Source organism: Propionispira arboris, from assembly GCF_900109225.1.
GTDB classification, from domain to species: domain Bacteria; phylum Bacillota; class Negativicutes; order Selenomonadales; family Selenomonadaceae; genus Propionispira; species Propionispira arboris.
In genome coordinates this window covers 1-22899 of the sequence record NZ_FNZK01000005.1, presented here as the reverse complement: position 1 = coordinate 22899, position 22899 = coordinate 1, and the positions used below count along the sequence as shown (strand labels likewise).

Annotated in this window: 20 protein-coding genes, 1 tRNA gene, 1 rRNA gene and 1 other annotated feature; of the genes, 8 read left to right on the top strand and 14 right to left on the bottom strand. The window is 37.5% G+C overall.

Translation table 11 applies throughout. The features are described 5' to 3' along the window. Positions 1–339 precede the first annotated feature (339 nt). The 3 genes from uraA to fliD all read left to right on the top strand — a co-directional run bounded on the left by uraA (position 340) and on the right by fliD (position 2624). Positions 340–1590, top strand: coding sequence for a uracil permease (gene uraA / locus BMY14_RS06130; RefSeq protein WP_091830154.1), 1251 nt, complete (start codon positions 340–342; stop codon positions 1588–1590). A gap of 301 nt (positions 1591–1891) precedes the next feature. Further along, positions 1892–2395 (top strand): hypothetical protein, encoded by a 504-nt coding sequence (locus BMY14_RS20320; RefSeq protein WP_143063143.1) that lies wholly within the window; start codon positions 1892–1894, stop codon positions 2393–2395. Beyond that, on the top strand, positions 2337–2624 hold the full coding sequence (gene fliD / locus BMY14_RS06125; RefSeq protein WP_177177498.1) for a flagellar filament capping protein FliD: 288 nt from the start codon (positions 2337–2339) through the stop codon (positions 2622–2624). The genes BMY14_RS20320 and fliD overlap by 59 nt, the downstream gene beginning before the upstream one ends. Positions 2625–2696: 72 nt before the next feature. Here the strand turns inward: fliD and BMY14_RS06120 are convergent, their stop codons facing one another. Further along, the gene (locus tag BMY14_RS06120; RefSeq protein WP_019554316.1) at positions 2697–3188 is read right to left on the bottom strand and encodes a YajQ family cyclic di-GMP-binding protein; all 492 of its coding nucleotides are present in this window, start codon (positions 3186–3188) and stop codon (positions 2697–2699) included. Between the two features lie 31 nt (positions 3189–3219). Then, positions 3220–3480, bottom strand: a complete 261-nt coding sequence (locus BMY14_RS06115; protein ID WP_019554315.1) for a hypothetical protein — start codon at positions 3478–3480, stop codon at positions 3220–3222. Between the two features lie 151 nt (positions 3481–3631). Here BMY14_RS06115 and BMY14_RS06110 point away from each other — a divergent pair, with 151 nt between their 5' ends. Together BMY14_RS06110 and fba are read left to right on the top strand one after the other, a co-directional pair. After that, positions 3632–4504: an RluA family pseudouridine synthase gene (locus tag BMY14_RS06110; RefSeq protein WP_091830151.1), complete on the top strand. Its 873-nt coding sequence runs from the start codon at positions 3632–3634 to the stop codon at positions 4502–4504. A gap of 165 nt (positions 4505–4669) precedes the next feature. Further along, on the top strand, positions 4670–5605 hold the full coding sequence (gene fba / locus BMY14_RS06105) for a class II fructose-1,6-bisphosphate aldolase (protein ID WP_091830149.1): 936 nt from the start codon (positions 4670–4672) through the stop codon (positions 5603–5605). Positions 5606–5711: 106 nt separating this feature from the next. Here the strand turns inward: fba and mnmL are convergent, their stop codons facing one another. Further along, complete coding sequence (gene mnmL, locus BMY14_RS06100) at positions 5712–6653, bottom strand: tRNA modification radical SAM protein MnmL/YtqA (protein ID WP_091830147.1); 942 nt, start codon at positions 6651–6653, stop codon at positions 5712–5714. A 23-nt stretch (positions 6654–6676) separates the two neighbouring features. Further along, positions 6677–8401, bottom strand: coding sequence for a B12-binding domain-containing radical SAM protein (locus BMY14_RS06095; RefSeq protein ID WP_091830145.1), 1725 nt, complete (start codon positions 8399–8401; stop codon positions 6677–6679). Between the two features lie 136 nt (positions 8402–8537). Here BMY14_RS06095 and pepF point away from each other — a divergent pair, with 136 nt between their 5' ends. Then, a complete protein-coding gene (gene pepF, locus BMY14_RS06090) occupies positions 8538–10394 on the top strand; it encodes an oligoendopeptidase F (protein WP_091830143.1) in 1857 nt (618 codons plus the stop codon). Between the two features lie 181 nt (positions 10395–10575). Next, positions 10576–10857, top strand: coding sequence for a zinc-ribbon domain containing protein (locus BMY14_RS06085; protein WP_019554309.1), 282 nt, complete (start codon positions 10576–10578; stop codon positions 10855–10857). 114 nt (positions 10858–10971) lie between these two features. Here the strand turns inward: BMY14_RS06085 and pckA are convergent, their stop codons facing one another. From pckA to ybaK, 3 genes are all read right to left on the bottom strand, one after another. Continuing rightward, positions 10972–12555 carry a phosphoenolpyruvate carboxykinase (ATP) gene (gene pckA / locus BMY14_RS06080; RefSeq protein ID WP_091830141.1) on the bottom strand — a complete coding sequence of 528 codons (1584 nt, stop codon included), beginning with the start codon at positions 12553–12555 and terminating at the stop codon, positions 10972–10974. 194 nt (positions 12556–12749) lie between these two features. Further along, positions 12750–14237 carry a threonine synthase gene (gene thrC, locus BMY14_RS06075; RefSeq protein WP_091830139.1) on the bottom strand — a complete coding sequence of 496 codons (1488 nt, stop codon included), beginning with the start codon at positions 14235–14237 and terminating at the stop codon, positions 12750–12752. 71 nt (positions 14238–14308) lie between these two features. Continuing rightward, the gene (gene ybaK / locus BMY14_RS06070; RefSeq protein ID WP_091830137.1) at positions 14309–14779 is read right to left on the bottom strand and encodes a Cys-tRNA(Pro) deacylase; all 471 of its coding nucleotides are present in this window, start codon (positions 14777–14779) and stop codon (positions 14309–14311) included. A 229-nt stretch (positions 14780–15008) separates the two neighbouring features. On the opposite strand from ybaK, the gene nadE reads away from it, so the two are divergent. Beyond that, positions 15009–16898, top strand: a complete 1890-nt coding sequence (gene nadE, locus BMY14_RS06065) for an NAD(+) synthase (RefSeq protein WP_091830135.1) — start codon at positions 15009–15011, stop codon at positions 16896–16898. Positions 16899–16973: 75 nt separating this feature from the next. Here nadE and BMY14_RS06060 read toward each other — a convergent pair whose 3' ends face one another. The 7 genes from BMY14_RS06060 to BMY14_RS06030 form a co-directional block, all read right to left on the bottom strand. Continuing rightward, positions 16974–17645 carry an energy-coupling factor transporter transmembrane component T family protein gene (locus BMY14_RS06060; protein WP_091830133.1) on the bottom strand — a complete coding sequence of 224 codons (672 nt, stop codon included), beginning with the start codon at positions 17643–17645 and terminating at the stop codon, positions 16974–16976. Next, positions 17638–18447 carry an energy-coupling factor ABC transporter ATP-binding protein gene (locus BMY14_RS06055; protein ID WP_091830131.1) on the bottom strand — a complete coding sequence of 270 codons (810 nt, stop codon included), beginning with the start codon at positions 18445–18447 and terminating at the stop codon, positions 17638–17640. The genes BMY14_RS06060 and BMY14_RS06055 overlap by 8 nt, the downstream gene beginning before the upstream one ends. Then, positions 18441–19739: an ABC transporter ATP-binding protein gene (locus BMY14_RS06050; RefSeq protein WP_091830129.1), complete on the bottom strand. Its 1299-nt coding sequence runs from the start codon at positions 19737–19739 to the stop codon at positions 18441–18443. Before BMY14_RS06050 ends, BMY14_RS06055 begins: the two co-directional genes overlap by 7 nt. A gap of 54 nt (positions 19740–19793) precedes the next feature. Further along, positions 19794–20068: a binding site (T-box leader), on the bottom strand. 64 nt (positions 20069–20132) lie between these two features. After that, positions 20133–20504 carry a hypothetical protein gene (locus BMY14_RS06045; RefSeq protein ID WP_091830127.1) on the bottom strand — a complete coding sequence of 124 codons (372 nt, stop codon included), beginning with the start codon at positions 20502–20504 and terminating at the stop codon, positions 20133–20135. 16 nt (positions 20505–20520) lie between these two features. After that, a complete protein-coding gene (locus tag BMY14_RS06040; protein WP_091830125.1) occupies positions 20521–22041 on the bottom strand; it encodes a hypothetical protein in 1521 nt (506 codons plus the stop codon). 201 nt (positions 22042–22242) lie between these two features. Further along, positions 22243–22319 (bottom strand) — tRNA-Ile (locus BMY14_RS06035). A gap of 277 nt (positions 22320–22596) precedes the next feature. Continuing rightward, positions 22597–22899, bottom strand: a 16S ribosomal RNA gene (locus BMY14_RS06030); the annotation flags it as partial.

Here is a 22899-nt window from a genome sequence, read left to right as displayed (position 1 = left end):
CTCGTAAAAAATACAAATTCTTTTGCTACGAGGACATTTTATTACAAAAATATTTTAAATATGCTCAAGTAGATTATATTATAACTGATAAACAACACTTATGTACAGTTTAAATTTAATATTTTTTCATATAATATTGTATACAAATAAATGCGGCTGGACTTTTTCTTTAATTTATGATACATTAGATAAAAATTGGCCTTTAAATTAACCCAGAGAGGTTAAAAAGGTATATATTGCACGATATTCATGTGATATACCGCCTTTCTAATCTCTTCGTAAATTTTACGTAAGAGATTTTTTTTTGCCAAAATAAAAATATCAAAGGAGATATTTCAAATGAAAACTCGTATGATTAAAGTCGACCAAAAATTACCTCTATTAGAAACCATTCCATTAAGTTTACAACATTTATTTGCTATGTTTGGATCAACCGTTCTTGTCCCAATCTTATTCAAGGTAAATCCGGCTACGATTCTTTTATTCAACGGTATCGGCACTTTATTTTATTTATTCATCTGTAAAGGGAAAGTACCTGCCTATCTTGGGTCTAGCTTTGCATTTATTTCACCCGTATTTTTAGTACTATCGCAATACGGCTATGAATCAGCCTTAGGCGGTTTCATAGCCGTCGGCATTGTATTTTGCCTCGTTGGTCTAAGTATCAAGGTCATTGGCACCAGCTGGATTGATATTGTCTTCCCTCCCGCTGCCATGGGTGCCATCGTTGCTGTCATCGGACTTGAACTCATGCCAACTGCCGCTGCAATGGCTGGTCTGACCACAGAAATTCCCGACACAACTGCTATTACTGTTTCGATTTTCACTCTTTTAGTTACCATCTTTGGCTCTGTAGCCTTTCGCGGTTTTTTGGCAATCATTCCAATCCTTATTGGTGTAATCAGCGGTTACGTCTTAGCTTTTTGTATGGGACTAGTGGACTGGAAACTTGTCAATGATGCCGCTTGGTTTGCATTACCTACATTTTATACACCAATCTTTAACATCAATGCCATGGCCATCATCTTACCTGCCTCATTGGTCGTAATTGCTGAACATATTGGTCATCTCATTGTAACCGGAAATATTATCGGCAAAGATCTCACAAAAGATCCCGGTCTAGACCGTTCTTTACTAGGCAATGGTATCTCAACGATTTTTTCCGGCTTATTTGGTTCCACACCAAATACAACGTATGGCGAAAACATCGGCGTCCTTGCTATCACCAAGGTTTACAGTACCTGGGTCATCGGTGGTGCAGCAGTTTTCGCAATTTTGTTGTCTTGCTTCGGCAAACTTGCCGCAGCGATTCAAAGTATCCCCGTACCTGTTATGGGTGGTGTATCCCTGCTGTTGTTTGGTGTCATCGCAGCATCTGGTATCCGTATCCTTGTTGAATCAAAAGTTGACTACAATAAACCAAGCAATTTAATCTTAACATCCGTTGTTCTCGGCTTAGGTGTAAGTACGGCCAGTGTAACCATCGGTACTGTTACCTTAAAAGGAATGGCACTTGCTACGGTTGTGGCCATTATCTTAAGTCTTTCATTTAAAGCTGTAGAATTGACTCTTAACAAAAACCAGCGGTAAATATTTTATATAGTACTCGTCAGGAATGTGGTATAGGGCTCCGTGTGCGTTACGTAGGAAGCAAACGATGCCCTAACCACATTTCTGGCAGCCTGACAGGCTAGATGCAATTTCTTTAATGCAAATTAATTATATATTGCTATAAAATAAAAAGCAGCACAATTTGCCAAACTTAAGTTCAGCAAATCATGCTGCTTTTTTCTTGTAAAATCAGTATTTTTTTCGTCAAAAACTTAAGTTTCGCAGAGAAAATAACGATATAATAAATAAGGATTTATTGTTTTACAAGGAGGTAGGTTTCATGAATGTAAATTCAGCAACTGCAATGGGTCAATTTGCATATTTAAATTATACAACTGCGGCAAAAAATAAGACATTCAGCTCCATGACCAGTTCAAATGATGGTACCAGCGATCTCTTGAATACATCAACTAGTTCAGCTTCGGCAAGTGACAAACTCTGGAGCAATGTTTTCGCTGATAGCTCATCCAGCCAATCACAAATCTTAGCAACAATGAAAAAATATACCGCAACATCCGAAAAGTTTTATTCTTCCTTTGCCTCAACTAGTACAAATCTTAAAAACTCTTCAACGAATTTGACATCGGTATTGGAAAACCCTGCGGCATCCGCCTCTGATATTACGGACAGTATCAAGACTTTTGCTAACGATTATAATAAGACAACCGCTTTATTTAAAGATAATGCCCGTGCCTCCTCTACCATGTCCAGTTTTGCTGATTCTTTTGCCAGCAGCACCAAAAGCGCAAAAAAACTCATTAGCAGCTATTGGTATTTCAGTTGATACCAATGGTAAAATGACAGTCGATGAAACAGCCTTAACCACGGCGGTACAAAATAACCCTTCCGCAATTAAAGCTGTTTTCAGTGGTAACCAAGGTTTAGGAAATCAAGCTTATTTCAAAACGTCTCTCGCAGTAAGCAATGTTGAGAATTTTGTTCCATTTCCTGATATTACAAGCTTCACCAGTGCGCCAACATCACTCGGTCTATTGGCCGATATGTTTGCTTAAATTTATGATATGTAGTAAAAAATAAAGGAGTTATCACTATTTTTGTGATAACTCCTTTATTTTTATGTATTCTTACCTGAAATTAATGAACTGTAGATCAATTTCAAGTTCTAACTGTCTAAGTTTAGCAATGACCTGTTGTAAATCATCACGATTTTTACCCGATACTCGAATCTGATCATCTTGAATTTGCGTTTGTACTTTTAATTTAGATTCTTTGATCAAGGTAATGATTTTTTTCGAATTATCTTTATCAATTCCGCTTTTAAGCGTTACATTTTGACGAACCGTACCTTGCGCGGCTGCTTCCACTTTTCCATATTCAAAACTTTTCGGTGAAATATTACGTTTAACGGCCTTTCCCTTCAAAATATCAATTACATTTTCCAGTTTAAAATCATCATCACTCGTAATTTTGAGTACCGATTCTTCACGTATAATATTGGACTTAGTACCGCGAAAATCAAAACGTTGTTTGATTTCTTTCATTGCCTGATTTACTGCATTATCTACTTCTTGTAAATCTGTTTGTGATACAATATCAAAGGAACAATCTTTTGCCATGTATACTCACACTCCAACTCATATTCTTATTTTAATTTTTATCAAATTTGATTGTAATTTGAAACATACGAACAACTACAACTACAAAAAACGCCAAAGCACCACCAATCGTAAAGAAAAACGCAATCGGCTTCGATACAATAACTTCGGCTGTACCGACTAAACAACACATCAACGTCACCATATACGCTAAAAAAAGTTCACCGCATTTGGGATTGTTTAATTTAGGTGCCATAAACAACCATACGATAAATCCAATCGCCATGGTTCCCATGTACTGTGTGAATTCCATAATACTAAAAACATCTCCTATTACAAAGCTTATCTATCACAATATCATTACTGGATATGTAATCCAACTCATTGTACATAATAGTAACTCTAAGTATAATAGAAATACCCAAAAAAGAAAAGTGTTAATACCTGAATTATAAGGAGAATCTATGACAACATTTATTGTACCACATACCACAGTTCCACAGTCCGCTAAAGAATTTTTACGTCAAAAAGAAGGTATATCACTAAATTTATGGCGCAAGATCAAACAAAATGACGAATTCTACATCAACAAAAAAAAAGAAAATCCTGGTTTGGCTATGGTATCGCCAGATGACGAAATCTGCTATACCTTAGCCCAGCATTCAACCATTGAGCCAACCCCGCTACCCTTAGAGATTTGTTATGAAGACGACTATCTCCTTATTGTAAATAAGCCCACAGGTCAGCTTGTTCATCCGACAACAAAAGAGCGACAAACAACACTTGCTAACGCTATTTTATATTATTATAAACAAAACAATCTGCAGTTAATGTACCATCCGGTGCATCGACTGGATAAAAACACTTCCGGACTTGTTTTGATTGCCAAAATGCCGCAAATACAGCATTTACTTTCCACTGGCAGTACCAAACTATTTAGACGTACATATCAAGCCATTGTTGCAGGCAGACCAGCCAGCGATTCAGGTCTGATTAATGCACCCATTGGTAGAAAACCATCCAGCATCATTGAACGCATGGTCACAGCCTCCGGTCAAATTGCTCGAACTCATTATCAAATCCTCCAAACAAACGGTACCTATTCGCTGCTAAAAGTAGAACTTGAAACCGGACGAACCCATCAAATCCGCGTACATCTTGCATACATCGGTCATTCAATTATCGGGGATGATCTTTATGGCGGTTCACTTGACTTAATTGATCATCAGGCTTTACATGCCAGTAAATTAACTTTTATTCATCCTGTTACACACACAAGCATCACTGTCGTTTGTGATATTCCACTTGATATGCAGCGTATTATATCTACATTATAGCTTATTTTCTATTATTTGTAATTTTTTCAAAAACTTATTTGATTTTCTATTGAAAATAATTTGATTTTACGGTATCTTAAGTTAAGTATGCACTACAAATTCCCAAGAATGTGGTATAATGAATTTGTTAGTAATATATATATATTTTACTTAGGGGGTAATAAAATGCCATTAGTTTCAACAAAAGAAATGTTCGAAAAAGCATACAAAGGCGGTTATGCGATTGGTGCTTTCAATGTTAACAACATGGAAATTGTCCAAGCAATCACAGAAGCAGCTAAAGAAGAAAACGCTCCTATCATTTTACAGGTCTCCGCTGGAGCAAGAAAATATGCAAAACATATTTATCTGGTAAAATTGGTTGAAGCCGCTTTAGAAGATACCAATCTTCCTATCGCTCTTCATTTAGACCATGGTGCAGATTTTGAAACTTGTAAATCTTGTATCGATGGTGGATTTAGTTCCGTTATGATTGATGGTTCCCATCACAGTTTCAAGGACAACATTGAATTAACAAAACGTGTTGTTGAATATGCTCACAAACACAATGTAACAGTTGAAGGTGAACTTGGTCAATTAGCAGGTATCGAAGATGATGTCAATGTATCTGCTGAAAATGCTTCGTACACACAACCTGAACAAGTTGAAGAATTTGTTAAAAGCACTGGTGTAGATTCCTTAGCAATTGCTATTGGTACAAGCCATGGTGCATTTAAATTCAAACCTGGTCAAAAACCAAAATTACGTTTTGATATATTAGAAGAAGTTGAAAAACGTCTTCCTAATTTCCCAATCGTCTTACATGGTGCTTCTTCTGTTATTCCTAAATATGTCGATATCATCAATCAAAATGGTGGTAAAATGGCTGATGCAATTGGTATCCCTGAAGATATGCTTCGTCAGGCGGCTAAAATGGCTGTTTGTAAAATCAATATTGATTCCGATTTGCGTCTTGCATTAACGGCTGGGATTCGTGAACATTTATTTGCTCACCCAGATCATTTTGACCCAAGACAATATTTATCTCCAGCCAGAGCCTACGTTAAAGAATTAGTAAAAGCTAAAATCGTAAACGTACTTGGTTCTAACGGCAAAGCTTAATTCAACATATCATTAAAAGATCGGGGATTTTTCCCGGTCTTTTATTTTACACAAAAACGGCGGAATACATCGTATAACTACAATGTATTCCGCCGTTTTTCCATTCTCATATGAATTTTTGCACAGCCGCCCCATTTAAATAAGTACAGCGCTTCCCTTGTGAAATGCCACGATCTTGCATTGTCTTAATAATCGTATCACGAATTTTCCACCAGCCAGTATGCCAATTACTAAAAAGTGTGTTCGCCTCCGGGGCTCGGCCAATGATCCGCTGAATGACAATATTCTTATCCAGATATTCCAAAAAAGTCATTACGCGTTCTTGATATTCTTCACATGAAATCAAATTCAATAGCCCCTCTTGATATTGCTCCGCCATTTTAGTGCCTTTAACAATATACAAAGCATGCAGTTTAACCTGATCGATTTTAAGGGCCGAAAGTATTTTGGCCGCTTCAATCACATCCAGTTTATCATCCCACGGCAGATTTAAAATCAAGTGTGCACAAGTGTCTAGTCCATAGTTTTTGATCCGAAGGCTTGCATCAATAAATTCAGCCACCGTATGCCCACGATTGATTTTTTGCAGCGAATGATAATTAACGCTCTGCAGCCCAAGTTCCAAACAAATATCAACATGTTTTTCTTCTTTTATTTTTTGTAACATCTCCAAATACGTATCATGGATACAATCCGGACGTGTCGCAATATAAATCGCCACTACATCATCCTGGCAAGCTTCTTCTACATAGTTTTTCAGTTTTTCTACCGGCAAATACGTATTACTGAAATTCTGAAAATAAGGGATGAATTTTTTCGCTTTATATTTTGGAATAATATGGGCTTTATTAATATCAATTTGCTGCGTTACCGTCATATTCGCCGGTAAATTTTCGTATCCTGCGCCGATTTCTCCACAAAATGTACAACCAGCGATGCCACAAACACCATCACGATTCGGACAAGTGACGGGAAGACCAATCGGCAGCTTATAAACTTTTTCACCATAACGATTCTTTAAATAATCGGAATAAACATTATATACCATGTGTTAAAATCAATCTCCTCAAATTACAATACAATTTTCTGATAAGAAGTTCCGCCTTCATCAAAACAAAACAACACTGCCGTTGGCTCCTGAATTACTTTTCCTGAATCAATCAACGTGATTATATCAAATGCAAACACTTCAATATGGTATTTTTTCTTCAAATCACGCCAATTTGTAAAAACATATTCTGAAATATAGTTTTGGACTATGTCACCGCGCCAAAAAGCAGAAGTTTCTTCTTGATATTTATCCTGATTCCATGGCAAAAACAAAGGTCGTATCGATCCATGATCTGCTAGCAATGCATCAAAGAGTAAAAGCTGCTCTATATGCTGCATTTGCAAAAAATCAATATTTTTACAAAAATCATATAAATATTGATACAGTGATTTTGTTGTATGTGCAATCAGATGGAATTGTCTCTTTTCCCAATAGCAGGTCAATTTTTTATAAAAAGCAAAAGCGTCTCCGCCTAGCATTGAAATAGCATACTGAATCGTATTTCGAAACCGACCTGCATTATAATACCGTTCAAAAACATCTTCAAATGTGTGCAGCATGCGGATTTCTCCATAGGACATATACATATTGGACAACACCTGATATGGCGCCATATTCATAAATACATAACCATGCTCTTTTGCCATGGCAGTAATACCTGCACCTTTCAGCATTTTCAAAAAACCAATTTGCAACATATCCGGTTTTAAGGCATAAACTTCGTTAAAGGAACGAGCAAAAGACACCAGGTCTTCATTCGGTAAACCAATAATCAAATCAACATGTAAATGCATATTATGAAAACCTAGTATTGTTGTAATATTATGCACAATGTCATCCCAATGGTTCACACGACAAACTTGTTTTAGTGTAAGTTCATTCGTCGACTGGATACCGATTTCAAGCTGCACTCGCCCGACAGGCATTTGTTTGAGCACCGCTAAAACATCCGCATCCATATAATCTACAGCAATTTCAAAATGAAAATTCGTCTGACAGTCCGCTTGTGCCAAAAATTCTAAAATAGGCATAAAGTGTGACTTTTTTGCATTAAAAGTACGATCAACAAACTTAACCTGCCGTACATTATGTCGAATAAAAAATTGTAAATCCCCCAACACCCGCTCTATATCTAAAAAACGAACCCCTTTTGTCGCACAAGACAAACAATATTGACAAGAAAAAGGACAACCGCGTGAACTTTCATAGTAAATAATTTTATCGGCTAAAGCTTTCATATCTTGATCATGATACGGAAAAGGCAATGTATTCAAATCAGCCACAACAATAGCATGTCCTTCCAAAACATCACCATTTCTATCACGCCGCGTAACGGCCGCTATAGCCTCTGAGACTTCGCCATGTTCTAATTGATCCAATAATGTATGCAGTGTAACTTCGCCTTCTCCTTGGATAACATAATCAACTTCAGGCATGCCCAGCATAAATTCACGCGGTTCATATGAGACTTCTGGACCGCCGCAGATAATTTTACAATTTGGTAATGTTTTATGCACCAATTGAATCAGTTTTTGCGTAAGATCAATATTCCATATATAACAAGCAAAGCCAATACAATCTGGTTTTGTCTCATAAATCTGTCCCAGCATATCTAAAAGTTGATTATTAATACTAAATTCCAACAATTCCAGTTCACAAACATCCTGACAATAGTCTTTCAAATACCTTAGTGCTAACGAAGAATGTGTATATTTTGCATTCAACGTCGTTAAAAGAACTTTCAATTTTTCACCTCATTAATTTTACGATTGCAAATACCACTTCTACAATTATACTGATAAAAAAATAATATTGCCAGCTATTTGGTGATATAATTAATGACAGTTGAAATTTTGATTTTTATAATAAAAGGAGAAGCCTATGAATCTACTATATAAACTCAGCAACCGAATGAACTTGTCTGCGACCGATACGACATCTGCTGCAACTGTAGCAACACGCGATAAAATCGAAGCAAAATTCAAATGGAGCTTACATGATATTTATCCAAATGATCAAGCTTTTCAAGCTGATTATGAAAAACTAAAGGAACAAATTCTACACTTTGAAGTTTTTAAAGGTAAACTCAACAATGCTAACGATTTACTACAATGCTTTAGGCTGCGCGATGAAGTCGATATCAAACTCAGCTCTTTATTTGCTTATGCTCGTATGAATCGCGATACGGATGCCACCAATGCCGCTTATCAAGCAATGACGGCTCAGATAACGACACTGCTCAGTGATGACGCCAGCGCACAGGCATTTATTGAACCAGAACTTTTAGCGTTACCAGCCGAAACCTTACTTACTCTAATTGAAAGCAAACCGGAACTTTCAGCATATTCTTTCTATATAAAGAATATGCTGCGACAAAAAAGTCATATATTATCTCCAATAGAAGAAGAATTATTAGCGAAAACCAGTGAGTTGCGCCAAGCTGCCATGAATATTTTTACGATTTTCACAAATGCGGATCTTAAATTTCCTGAAACAATAACCGAATCCGGTCAAAAAGCGCCCCTAACGGAAGGTCGCTACAATCAATTGATTCGTTCAACCAATCGTGAAGTCCGTCATGATGCTTTCAAAAATCTATTCAATACGTATTCATCTTTCCGTAATACGCTCGCCACGACATATAGTGCCAATATAAACAGTACTATGTTTCAAGCAAAAACACGAAAATACCAGTCTACACTGGAAGCGGCGCTTGATAACAACAACATTCCAGCTAGCGTCTATACAAACGTAATTGATACCATTCACAAAAACTTTGCCCAAATGCATCGCTATGTTGCATTAAAGAAAAAAGTCTTGCAACTGGATCAAATTCATATGTATGACTTGTATACACCGATTGTTCCTGAACTAAAAACCGTATTTCCGTATGAAGACGGCCTAAGTCTCGTCATTGACAGTTTACAACCACTAGGACAAACCTATATCAAAGATTTATTAAATGGCGTAAATAACGGCTGGATCGATATTTACGAAAATCAAGGGAAACGCAATGGTGCTTATTCCTGGGGAGTGTACGGTCTGCATCCATTTGTTCTCCTAAATTACGATGACAGTTATAATGCTGTTTCTACACTGGCACACGAGCTCGGACATGCCATGCACAGTTTTTATAGCAGCCAAAAGCAAGACTATATCAACTCGGAATACACCATTTTTTGTGCGGAAGTCGCTTCTACTACCAATGAAAATCTACTTTTGGATCATATGCTCCATATCGTCAAAGAACCAGAAAAACGAATTTATTTTATCAACCAATATTTAGAACAAGTCCGCACAACAGTATATCGTCAGGCACTTTTTGCCGAATTCGAAAAAATCGCACATGCAAAAGCAGAAATTGGTGAAGCCCTTACAGCAGATGCTCTTGAGACGATCTGGACAGCACTCAATACTGCTTATTATGGTAATGATATCGTAATCGACCCTGAACTTAAAATTGAATGGGCTCGTATCCCACATTTTTACCGTCCATTTTATGTCTACCAATATGCTACAGGTTATGCTGCGGCAACAACCTTAGCAGAGCAATTACAAACAGAAGGACCTATTGCACAAAAACGTTATTTACAATACCTACAAAGTGGTGGCTCTGATTACTCCATTAATTTATTACGTCAGGCCGGTGTTAACATGACGACACCAAAACCACTTGAAATTACGCTCGAAAAATTTTCAAAACGACTCGATGAGCTCGAAGTATTTTTGCTAAAATGATACTGAATAATAAGCAGTCAATTTTATTTAAAAGAATTTCTTGACATTTTATACCTGTTACGTTATACTAAATTATAGTAACTCAATGAATTGCTTTTAGATGGCTTGTGTAGCTCAATTACCCAACCAACTTACCAGCACATTTATGGTGACTAATAAAAAATAGGAGGTTGGTTATATAATGGCCTACCAAGACGAACAACTTACATGTAAAGATTGCGGAACAGAATTCGCATTCACAGTTTCAGAACAAGAATTTTATGCTGAAAAAGGTTTTGAAAACAAACCTGCTCGCTGCCCACAGTGTCGTGCAGCAAGAAAAGCATCAAATGGTAATGCACGTCCACAACGTGAAATGTTCACTGCTATCTGCAGCGAATGTGGCACAGAAACTAAAGTTCCTTTCAGACCTACTGAAGGAAAACCTGTTTACTGTCGCGATTGCTTCCAGGGCAGACGTTAATTTTTGAAATTTAAAAGACCTTCGGGTCTTTTTTTTCGCCCAAATATAAGATTAAGATATAAAAAGACGATGCTGTGAATTGACGGCATCGTCTTTTTATATCTTAATCTTCCTCTATTCTACTTTAGGTCCGGCATTTAATATATCATCCGGCATTGCACCTTTAAACTTTTCAACATTTTCGGCAAAACGTTTTGCTAGTTTTTTTGCCTGAATCTTATAATCTTTCTTATTGTTCCAGGTATTCGATGGTTTCAATATTTCTGTTGGCACATCCGGGCAAGATGCCGGGATAGCCACTTGGAAGATCGGATCTATTTCCCAGTCTACATCATCCAGCTTACCATCGAGTGCAGCCGTAACCATAGCTCTTGTATATTTCAAGTCCATCCTGCGACCTACACCATAGGGGCCACCAGACCAACCAGTATTTAGTAGATATACATGGGTGTTGAATTTATCGATTTTTTCACCTAATAATCTTGCATATTTAAGTGGTGACAATGGTAAAAATGGTTCACCAAAACCAATAGAGAACGTTGCCTGAGGTTCCGTAATACCGCGTTCTGTACCAGCTACTTTACTCGTATATCCTGATAAGAAATGATACATAGCCTGCTCTTTCGTAAGTTTTGAAATTGGTGGCAGCACGCCAAAAGCATCTGCTGTAAGGAAAATAATGGCTGTCGGATGCTCTGCAATACTTGGATGGACAGCATTCGGAATAAAATCGAGTGGATATGCCGTTCTTGTATTTTCCGTATAGCGTGTATCAAAATAATCTGCATGTCTTGTTTTATCCTGAATATGAACATTTTCCAAAACTGTACCATACTTTATCGCACGGAAAATTTCTGGTTCGGAGTCTTCCGTTAATTTAATACATTTTGCATAACAGCCACCTTCAATATTAAAGATCCCCTCATCACTCCAACCATGTTCATCATCACCAATAAGATTACGGTTTGGATCTGCTGATAAAGTAGTCTTTCCGGTACCACTCAAACCAAAGAAAAGGGCTGAATTTCCATCTTTGCCTACATTTGCCGAACAATGCATCGATAAAATCCCTTTTTGTGGTAATATGTAATTCATTACCGAGAAAATTGATTTTTTCATTTCACCAGCATAACGACCACCACCAATAAGCACCATTTTTTTATCAAAATTTAAAATGATAAAAGTTTCCGAATGGGTTTTATCTTCAACAGGATCGGCTTTAACGCCTGGCATACAAACAACCGTAAAGCCTTCTTTTTCACTTGGTTTCTTTTCCGGTTTGATAAACAGCTGTTTAATGAATAAATGCTGCCAGGCTAATTCATTAATAAATTTAACCTGTAAACGATTTTCCAAATCAGCACCAGCATAAACATCAGTTACATAAAGCTGATGATCTTCCCCATACTTTTTCATCTTCGCATATAAACGATTAAATGTATCTTCACTGCAAGGCGTATTATTCGTCCAGCTAATCAATTCATGAACAGCTGGCGTATCGACAATAAATTTATCTTTTGGCGAACGTCCAGTATGCTTTCCTGTCGTAACACAAAGCGCGCCTGTGTCGGAAAGTACCCCTTCCTGATTTTTAACGGCTTCTTCGATTAACTCGACTACGCTTAAATCATGCGAAACTCTACGCGCTCCAGCTAAAAGATCGTGGCTTGATTTTTGTCTTGATAAACTAATTCCCATGTCAGTCAACCCCTCATATCTAATAATATAGTCATAATACGATTACTCACATGTATTATATAGTTTAGTTTTCTCCATCAAGAAGTAAATCCCTGCTAAATTTTTCAAGTTTTCAATATATTCTCTATTTTCCTGCAGATAAAAATAGAGCCCGTCACAAGAACGGTCTCTATTTCTAGAATGATGCAATTTACTTATAAAACTGTTTTTACAATATTTATCATATCTTCCTTGGTACAGATTTGTTGATGCAAAACTTTTGCCGTTCGCAAATTCGCTAAACCGATTGGAATCGGAGCCGAATTATATTTTGCCAATGTATCAAGCAAGTCAAATTCATCGGCATTTTTTTTATCAATTGCTAAAGCATCGAGAACGCTATCATTAAATTTATATGGACTTGCCGTCGATACAATTATCGTAGGAGTCGTATCCTCTGTTATTTGTTTGTATTCATCAGCTACCTGCCAAGCGACGGCTGTATGCGTATCTATTATATAATTATGCTGCTCATAAACAGCCTTTATTTTTGCTGCGGTTTGTTTATCATCTGCCCAGCCGGCCCAAAAAGTAGATTGAATCTTTGTCAGATAATCAGCTCCAACATTATAGCTTCCTACTTCAGCAAGCTGACTCATCCAGCTGCAAATCTGTTTTGAATCGCCTCCACCAATATGATATAAAAGACGTTCCAGATTACTGGAAATAAGAATATCCATCGAGGGTGTAATGGTCTTAAAAAAATCTCGCTGTCGATTGTAAATACCAGTACGCAAAAAATCTGTCAAAACATTATTCGCATTGGATGCACAAACGAGTTTATTGATTGGCAGGCCCATACATTTTGCATAAAATCCCGCTAATATGTTACCAAAATTCCCCGTTGGTACAACAAAATTAATGGGATCACCCAATTTTATTTTATTGTTAGACACCATTTGCACATAAGAATTAAAATAATAGACAATCTGTGGTACAAGCCGGCCCCAATTGATTGAATTTGCTGAAGATAACTGAAATCCCTGACTCTTTAACATTTCATTAAAGGCTATATCATTAAAGATTCGTTTAACACCAGTCTGTGCATCGTCAAAGTTTCCTGTCACGGCTGCCACAGCAACATTTTCACCTGTCTGCGTAACCATTTGCTGCCTCTGTATTTTACTAACGCCTGCCTTTGGATAAAAAACCATAATCCGAATTTGATCTACATCTTTAAAGCCTTCCAAAGCCGCCTTGCCTGTATCACCTGATGTTGCTACCAAAATCACAATTTCAGACTTTTCGCCAGTTTTCACCAATGCGGTTGACATGAGCTGCGGCAATAACTGCAAAGCCATATCCTTAAAAGCACTCGTTGGACCATGCCAAAGCTCTAATATATTGTCATGATCGGCAAAGCTTTGCAAAGGTGCAATCAAAGCTGTATCGAATTTTGAATTTCCATATGCTTTTTCAATACATTGTTTGAGCTCCGCTGGTGTATAATCTGTCAAAAATTGACCCAATATTTTCTCTGCACACTTCTGGTATGTTGCGGAAAGTAAACTCTTCAAAAAATCATGATTGATTTCAGGCAGCTCCGTTGGTATGAATAACCCACCATCCTCAGCAATACCAGCAATAATTGCCTCTGCTGACTCTAAGACCTGCGCATTTCCTCTTGTGCTTCTATACTTCATGTTAATCTCCTCTTCTACCTTTACAAAATTAAATTTTATAATCCATCCATAATATGCTAAAATAAATACTGTTAACGCGAAATCCGATGCACTTTTGCCTGAACTGCGCGAATAAGATCCGCCGGAGTTAAAAGAAATTGTGCACCGCGCACACCAGCACTAATAGCAATGATATCCCATTTTTTTGCACTTTCATCTAAAAACACCGGATATTCTTTTTTTGCACCAATGGGAGAACAGCCGCCGCGAATATAACCTGTTAAGCCTTGTACTTCCTTAAGATGTACCATTTCAACTTTTTTATTACCGCTGACAACTGCCAGCGTTTTCAGGTCAAGTTCACCGCCACCGGGGATACAGGCCATTAAAACGCCGTTTTTATCACCACGAACGACCAATGTTTTAAAAATTTTTTCAACGGGCATACCAACCTGACTGGCAACATGAACTGCACTTAAATCATTGATATCAACGACATATTCTTTAATTTCATATTTAATTTTCAAAGTATCTAAAATTCTTGCTGCATTCGTTTTTTTCATTTTTACTGCCTCACACTAAGTCTAATTAAAATTGAATTTATTAGCGGTGATACCGCAAACTAGTAATTATTATACCATAGAATGAAACCCAAAACATAGACTTTAACTATTTTGTCGTCCTCAAAAACACTATTCTTTACACTATTCTTTATTTTTATATAGAATTGCATAATACTTTATTGTTAGTGTAAATGAAAATACATAAAAGCAAACGAAATGAGGGTTCACCATGTTAAACATAGCCTTGGGGCAGTTTGAAGTAAAATCTGGCCGTCCTGACTTGAATACACAAAAAATGCTGTCTATGATTCATGAGGCAAAAGAAAAAAATATAGATCTCATCATTTTCCCCGAAATGTCCATTCCTGGTTATCTACTTGGTGACACTTGGGAACAATCCTCCTTTCTAAAAGACTGTGAATATCATGGTCAACAAATTATTCAAGCATCGGATACGATCTATATTATGTTTGGAAATATTGCCGTGGATTGGGCAAAGTTTAACAACGACGGGCGTGTACGAAAATACAATGCTTTTTTTACCGCATATCAGGGCAAGCTTCTTCCCCATCCGAAACTGCCTTATGATTTTGGTATAAAAGCACTTATGCCAAACTATCGTGAATTCGACGATACCAGACATTTTTTCAGCCTGCAAAAACTAGCAACTGAATTAAAATGTCCTACCGAAGATCTGCTGGCTCCTATCGAACTTAACCTGAATGGAAAAACACAAAAGGTTGGCACTCTGATTTGTGAAGATGGCTGGAGCGATGACTACCAGCTGGCACCACTTGAAATTCTTCACAAAAAATATGATATTGATTTTTTTGTCAACATTTCATCATCCCCTTATACCCTTGGTAAAAACAACAAGCGTAATCGTGTATTTGCCAAACAAGCTAAAGAAAACAAAATACCGCTTCTATACGTTAACAATACAGGCATTCAAAACAATGGCAAAACAATTTACACCTTCGATGGATCCAGTACCGTGTATGCAGCAGACGGCAATATAATTGCCTATGGAAAACCTTATGAAGAAAAACTTATCTGTATTAACTTAGCTAAAAATAGCCAGCCTCTGCCAATTTCCATTCAAGATGAACAAGAAACGGCCGGTATTTTTGAAGCTCTAACATATGGAATTCGTAAATTTTTACAAAACATTCATATGGAAAAAGTCGTATTAGGCATCTCCGGCGGCATTGATTCAGCCGTCGCTGCCGCTTTATATGTAAATATCCTCGGTCCGAAAAACGTGTTATTGATTAATATGCCGAGTATCTACAATTCAAACACCACCAAAGATTTATCCTCTAAACTTGCCAAAAACCTTGGCTGTAATTATGCAATTTTACCAATTCAAGAAGTCGTTGATTACAGCATTAAACAATTTGAAACAACCCCTGTTATCAATTTAGCAGATTCATCGGCATCCAATCTTCATGTATCATCGTTTGTTGCCGAAAACATTCAGGCACGTGACCGTTCTGCCCGTATTTTAGCTGGCATGGCAGCTAGTTTTGGCGGCGGTTTCACCTGTAATGCCAATAAAGCCGAAACGACGGTTGGCTATTCGACTTTATATGGTGATCAATCTGGTTTTCTGGCAGCTTTAGCTGACTTATGGAAAAATCAAGTGTACGCTTTGGCTTATTATCTAAATCAAGAAGTTTTTCATAAAGAAGTAATTCCGCAAGCTACAATCGATATCGTACCAAGTGCCGAACTTTCCCATAACCAAGCAGTCGATGAAGGAAAAGGCGACCCTATCAAATACCCTTATCATGACTATCTGTTCCGCTCTTTTGTCGAACGTTGGAAAAAAGCAACGCCAGAGGATATTTTACAGTGGTATAAAGAAAACCGACTCGAAGCAGAAATCGGCTGCCAAGCTGGTTTAGTCAAAAAATATTTTCCGACCCCACAGGAATTCATTGAGGATTTGGAGCGCTGGTGGAATCTATATTCCGGTATTGCTGTCGCCAAACGAATCCAGGCTCCACCAATTTTGGCCATCAGCCGACGTGCCTATGGCTTTGACCATCGCGAATCACAAAACGGTCCTTACTATACCGTAAAGTATAAAAAACTCAAGCAGGAACTCCTGAACTAATTTCGCAAAAAATAGCAGGCGGCTTTATTAGATAAAGTTGCCTGCTATTTTTTATTTCAAAAACATTTAGAAGAACTAAGCAAATTGAATAATACTACTGCAAAGACCGATAAAAACTAGAATTGCTATATAATCAATGAGTTGCAATTTCGTTTCAGCCATAAAAGTACGTTGTTTGCTTTCCGAGAAACCCCGCATTTCTAAACTGACTGCCATATTCTCGCTGCGCATAATTGCCCGAAAAACCATGGGCTTGATAATCGTCATATAACCAATAATACGCTTTAGCGGGCTACCTGCATTTTTATAACCGCGACAAGCCTGTGCTTCACGCACAGCCTTACTCTCCTCCAGTAAATCCGGCACAAAACGGAAAACTGCCGTAACCATAAAAGCATATTGATAGGGAAGGTGGAATTGCTTGACTAGTGCAGCTGTGATTTGCTGCGTTTTAGTTGTTATAAGCATCAACAAAATGGAAACAGCCATATTTAACATCCGCAGTGCTGACACCAGCGCCACCATGTAAGAACTGCCCGCAATCATTTGGACTGCAAATAAACAAGCTGCAAATAAAACAAGCAATAAGACGGCTTTACCAATTTGATTAAATTTCCCACTCACTACCGCAGCCAGTAATTCAAGACCGAAAAAAAGCTGCAATGCTTGTATATTATTTGTTACGAATGCCGCAATAGAAATAGAAACTGCAAAAACAATTTTCGTAAACGCTGCAAAACTAAACATGCAAATCCCTCCGCCCCTGCATTTTTTGGTAAATATCTGCCGGAGTCATACAAATGTCCAGCCCCAAATCGTGGCTGATTCGGACTGCTTCCGGCACTTCAAGACCTAACTCCACGGTCTTTTTTTCATTTGCAAACAATTCTTTTGGCGCACCATTAAATTTTATTTTGCCATTTTCTAAAACAATCATTGTTTTTGCGTGTTCCGCGATGATATCCATATCATGACTCACAATCAAAATCGTCAGCCCTTCAAGGTTCAGCTTTCGCATCAGACGCAGCAGCTTGGTCCGTTCTCGGCAATCCTGGCCCGTGGTCGGTTCATCCAAAATTAGCAATTGTGGCTGTGCAGCGAGTGCTGATGCGATCGACAAACGTTGCTTGATGCCACGCGGCAGGGTCTGCGGCGCCCATTCAGCAAAAGCAGTTAAATCGGTTGCCTCCAATACTACCTCAAGCTGCAGTTCAATTTCTTTTTTAGTAAAACCCAGTTGCATCGGTCCATATATAATTTCTTCCCGAACCGTACTCGCAAAAAGCTGACGATCTGGATTTTGAAATACATAGCCAATATGTTTCGCCATATCGGCTGCCTGGCAGTTCGTTACATCCTGTCCATTCATTTTTATGCTGCCCGCATCAGCATTAATAAGCCCCATAATGAGCCGCGTCAGCGTCGTTTTACCGCTGCCATTGCGACCAGCAAGGGCAATAATTTCGCCCTGTCGTATTGTAAGTGAAATATCCGTCAATGTCTTATGTTTTCTATCATAAGAAAACGCAATATCCTTTAATTTTAGCATTTGGTATCACCCATTTCCAAATAAATCTTCCACCGCAATGGGATTGCTTCCGGGTATATTTTTTCTTGATGCATATAATTTAAACAATCATGGACAGATCCGGCAAATTTCATTTCTCCAGCATCCATAACAATTAACTGATCTGCTAAATCCGCAACATATTTCAAATCATGTTCCGCCACTAAAATAGTCGTATGATATGTCTTATTAATTTCCTTCAATAAGCGGTAGATTTCAATGGCACCTTCGGGATCAATCGCAGCAATCGGCTCGTCTAAAATCAGAATTTCTGCGTGCATCGCTAACATAACAGCAATAGCCAGGCGTTGTTTCTGCCCACCAGAAAGAGAAGAAATATTTCTTTTTTCAAACCCTTCCAGTCCCACCATCTGTAGTACTTCTGCACGCCGTTTTATAATCTTTTCTGGCGACATCCCTGCATTTTCAAGAGAAAAAGCAATTTCATCATCAATGGTCTCGGTAACAAGCTGACCCTCGTAATCATCCATCACCATCCCCACTTTGCGATTTAGGTCACTTTGTCTCGTGTTCAATACACTAATATTATTTATACTAATTTCACTATCATATATATCATCAAAATAATCCATCCGCGCTCCCGCAATCGTAAGCAATAAAGAAGTTTTACCGGCCCCATTGACACCAGTTAATACAGAAAAAGACCCTTTTGGGACAAAAAGATGGATGTTACTTAAACTATATTTATCTTTTTGTCGGGCATTGATATTCGAATTGAAAATTGTATTAGCCGGCTGATATAAAATCTGACCTGCTGCCAAACCAAACAAAGCAACGATAAGGACCGTTGGCAGCATAACAAATAAAAAAACAGGAATTGGGATATCTAAAACAACTTTGGTAATAAAAACAAATGTACCACCACTAATAAAAGTTGTAACAAAAACTAAAACTGCTGGTTCGATATTAACTTTACGAAATTTAAAATCAAAAAAATGATTTTTTGCAATATAGGCACAAATAAAAGCTGCAAGAGGATCACTGATAAGATTTGCATATGGTAAAGCGGCCTTTGATGACATCGTCGCGACAAGTCCTGAAACAATCCCTATTCCCAACCCTTGTCCAAGTGTTGGCCGGCACAGCATAATCGCCATTGTATACATCAATATATTCCAATTTAAGGATATTCCTCCTATATTTGGCGAAACCATCCGCAAAATCACCCCAATGGCTAACAATAATGTGGTTATTGTCAACCACCGTAAATTACCATCTACTTTTTCTCTAAACCGTATTGATTTTTCCTGCATTGCCTTCAGCCCCTTAAAATTCTTAAATACACTAAAAAACCTCTCGCCCCTTATGAAAGGGACGAGAGGTTACTATACTCACGATGCCACCCTTGTTGACTAAAAATCAGTCCAACTCAGTCAAAGTACGAGACCTATAGATCACTAAACGTCTGATACCCGATTCTTGATAACGGCAGAATATTTCCGGCAGCCCCTACCCCGCGTAAAACGGATCAAAACTGCATTTCTTAGGTCCATTCTTCATATCGACTTGTATCGAACTTCCACCGCCTCCGACTCGCTGAACTTGTCTTCCTATGAGTACTATTCCTAATCATCAAAATTATTTTATGAAGTTTCATTCAGTATAACAAAACCATATATTTTTGTCAACAATGGCATAAATATATACTACATATATCCGCGAATAAACGTCAATATCAGCCAAACAACGATACCGATACCTATACCGATTAAAGCTACCGGTAAAGCTACCAATAAAACAAAAGCAGCAATTGCCATTACAACCAGTGCTATAACCAATTTTGTTACCCAATTTGAATGTCCCATATTGACATTTTTTACATAAACCTTTTGATAGGGATTATGAATATGCATATATGGTTGCTCCGCCTGTTCATTAACCTTATCATTAATCGTAACACCATGATATGTTGCTTGTTCTTCTTGGGACATTACCCTTACAGGATCATCTCCCACTAAGTCACAATAGGAACATTTACCTGTCTCATCCATTTCTCGATTACATTTCGAACAACGCATGAAAATCCCCCCTTACCTAAAATGCATATAAAGAAAGCACAAAGCCTTCTTCCGTTAAATATCTTGGATCAAAAACACGCAGCTGCAATGCTTCTGCAATTTTCTTACAAGAATTAGAAAATTCTTTATCTGATACAGCTAGTTTTTTCAAAAAATTCTTTTTATTAATAAAATTTACGCCATTGATCGTCGCAAACGAAAGAAAAATCCCAGCTGCTATAAACTCCGCTCGATCTGTTGATTTAAAACTATAAAAAAAGCTGCCCCACATCTTGAGTAATAAATCAGTAGCATGCAAACTAAATTTGTAACGTTTTGCCAATGACTGTAGAAGCAATGTGACCGCTTCATCCGGCTTTTCAATTGCTTGCTTTATTGTCGGAAATTGATGCAGCAGGAGCTCTGGTGCAACAACATTTACTTTAGCCAAATGAACTAGAATATCAATCGTGTGGCGAACCATAATCGCATGACGTTCAAAAAACTGTTCAATATTTACTTCTGGATCTTGATATTTATACAAGCATTGCTGCCGCATAATCTCTTCTTTAATCCGTTTTCGTAAAATAGTACTAGCTGGTATACTCGTAATATAATTTAGCATAACAACACCATCGAGGTAAATATGACCATAAAGGATTACTTTTTTATAATCATGTAAGCCATAATCTGGTGTCGGTAATTGAATTCTTTCGTCCGTCAACAAGTTTGTGCATTCAACAACAGATTCATTCACCAAACGATTAATATAAAAAACTGTAAACTTAGCTCTTAATAAATCATTAAGAATATGCTTTTCATCAGCCGTCAACACATCTTTTTTGCTTTCATAAAAATACCGCAACGGTGTACTGTCATTCTTGACTAAATGATAATCAAATAAATAATAATCCCAAAATCCAAGCCAAAATTCTTCCCCATCTTCGTCGGGAACTACGTTAAACGGCCCGGAATAAAGTGATAAGGCACGGTTAAAATCAAAAGAAAATTCTTCATTTTTGTAATAAAGTCCAATTTTATTTAAAAGTTTTTCGAGTAAAACATTTAATTTATTTGCATCTTTCATGGACAGTTCTTTTGTTGTATGAAGATTTTCATAAAATTCTTCATCCGTTGATTTGATTTCAGGAAGCGTGAATTGCTCTTCAACAAAAAAATATTTTTTTCCATTACGCAAACTTTCAAGTTGTGAAATCTGTTTTTCTTTTAACAAATAACGGTAAAAATCTTCTAATATCGCAAAAAAATCTTTTACGCTATCTTCATTAAGAACCATTGTACCATTGTTTTCCGCAATCCAAAACAATGATTTTGCATAATCCAAATCCGAAAGTTCATTTAAATCATACAGATCAATATAATCCAAATAATAAATAAACCATTGTAAATTTTTCCATATACACTTTAAATCCGCATCTGAATTTCCCCGCCAAGCTTTTTTGCGCAAATATTTTTCAATGGATGCCTGTTCGATAATGCCATCAAAATCTATACATTCATCATAAAATAATTGAATTTCGTCATATACATTTTTCATTAATTTGAAATTCTCCTTAGTAAGTACCAACACTTATATGAATTCATTATAACACATCATATAGTACCTTTCTACTGCATCAAATAGATTCAAGCAAAGCAATATAAAGCCTAATAAAGGAACCTGTATAAACTCTTCAGTTTATACAGGTTCCTTTATACTCAATTATCGATATATTTCATTGAATTCGGCTAATCTGAATGGTGGGCCTAAATAGACTTGAACTATTGACCTCACGCTTATCAGGCGTGCGCTCTAACCAGCTGAGCTATAGGCCCATTCATCTACCGCGATATCTCGACTCACACTCGCTTTGTTGCTAAGCGACACTCATCATACGCGATTTTTACGGGAATTTTTATACACCCACAAGTTTTTTAAATATCTTTTATTATTAGGAATCTGCAACAATTCTTAATAGCAGATACTTAAACAAACGAAGGCATTCCCTCAAAACTAGACAATGTAGAAAGGCCAAATGTGTACGACCTAGAATGACATCCGACTACTAAAAGTAATCTTTGAAACTGTATTTCAAGTCTCGTGTCTCCTTAGAAAGGAGGTGATCCAGCCGCACCTTCCGATACGGCTACCTTGTTACGACTTCACCCCAATCATCGCCCCCACCTTAGACGGCTGGCTCCTTGCGGTTACCCCACCGGCTTCGGGTGTGAATGACTTTCGTGGTGTGACGGGCGGTGTGTACAAGACCCGGGAACGTATTCACCGCAGTATGCTGACCTGCGATTACTAGCGATTCCGACTTCATGCAGGCGAGTTGCAGCCTGCAATCCGAACTGAGAGATAATTTATGGGTTTCGCTCCACCTCGCGGTCTCGCTTCCCTCTGTTTATCCCA

Coding starts and splice junctions, on each gene's coding strand:
- uraA (WP_091830154.1), top strand. CDS start 340: ATGAAAACTCGTATGATTAAAGTCGACCAAAAATTACCTCTATTAGAA.
- BMY14_RS20320 (WP_143063143.1), top strand. CDS start 1,892: ATGAATGTAAATTCAGCAACTGCAATGGGTCAATTTGCATATTTAAAT.
- BMY14_RS06120 (WP_019554316.1), bottom strand. CDS start 3,188: ATGGCAAAAGATTGTTCCTTTGATATTGTATCACAAACAGATTTACAA.
- BMY14_RS06115 (WP_019554315.1), bottom strand. CDS start 3,480: ATGGAATTCACACAGTACATGGGAACCATGGCGATTGGATTTATCGTA.
- BMY14_RS06110 (WP_091830151.1), top strand. CDS start 3,632: ATGACAACATTTATTGTACCACATACCACAGTTCCACAGTCCGCTAAA.
- fba (WP_091830149.1), top strand. CDS start 4,670: ATGCCATTAGTTTCAACAAAAGAAATGTTCGAAAAAGCATACAAAGGC.
- mnmL (WP_091830147.1), bottom strand. CDS start 6,653: ATGGTATATAATGTTTATTCCGATTATTTAAAGAATCGTTATGGTGAA.
- pepF (WP_091830143.1), top strand. CDS start 8,538: ATGAATCTACTATATAAACTCAGCAACCGAATGAACTTGTCTGCGACC.
- BMY14_RS06085 (WP_019554309.1), top strand. CDS start 10,576: ATGGCCTACCAAGACGAACAACTTACATGTAAAGATTGCGGAACAGAA.
- pckA (WP_091830141.1), bottom strand. CDS start 12,555: ATGGGAATTAGTTTATCAAGACAAAAATCAAGCCACGATCTTTTAGCT.
- thrC (WP_091830139.1), bottom strand. CDS start 14,237: ATGAAGTATAGAAGCACAAGAGGAAATGCGCAGGTCTTAGAGTCAGCA.
- ybaK (WP_091830137.1), bottom strand. CDS start 14,779: ATGAAAAAAACGAATGCAGCAAGAATTTTAGATACTTTGAAAATTAAA.
- nadE (WP_091830135.1), top strand. CDS start 15,009: ATGTTAAACATAGCCTTGGGGCAGTTTGAAGTAAAATCTGGCCGTCCT.
- BMY14_RS06060 (WP_091830133.1), bottom strand. CDS start 17,645: ATGTTTAGTTTTGCAGCGTTTACGAAAATTGTTTTTGCAGTTTCTATT.
- BMY14_RS06055 (WP_091830131.1), bottom strand. CDS start 18,447: ATGCTAAAATTAAAGGATATTGCGTTTTCTTATGATAGAAAACATAAG.
- BMY14_RS06050 (WP_091830129.1), bottom strand. CDS start 19,739: ATGCAGGAAAAATCAATACGGTTTAGAGAAAAAGTAGATGGTAATTTA.
- BMY14_RS06045 (WP_091830127.1), bottom strand. CDS start 20,504: ATGCGTTGTTCGAAATGTAATCGAGAAATGGATGAGACAGGTAAATGT.
- BMY14_RS06040 (WP_091830125.1), bottom strand. CDS start 22,041: ATGAAAAATGTATATGACGAAATTCAATTATTTTATGATGAATGTATA.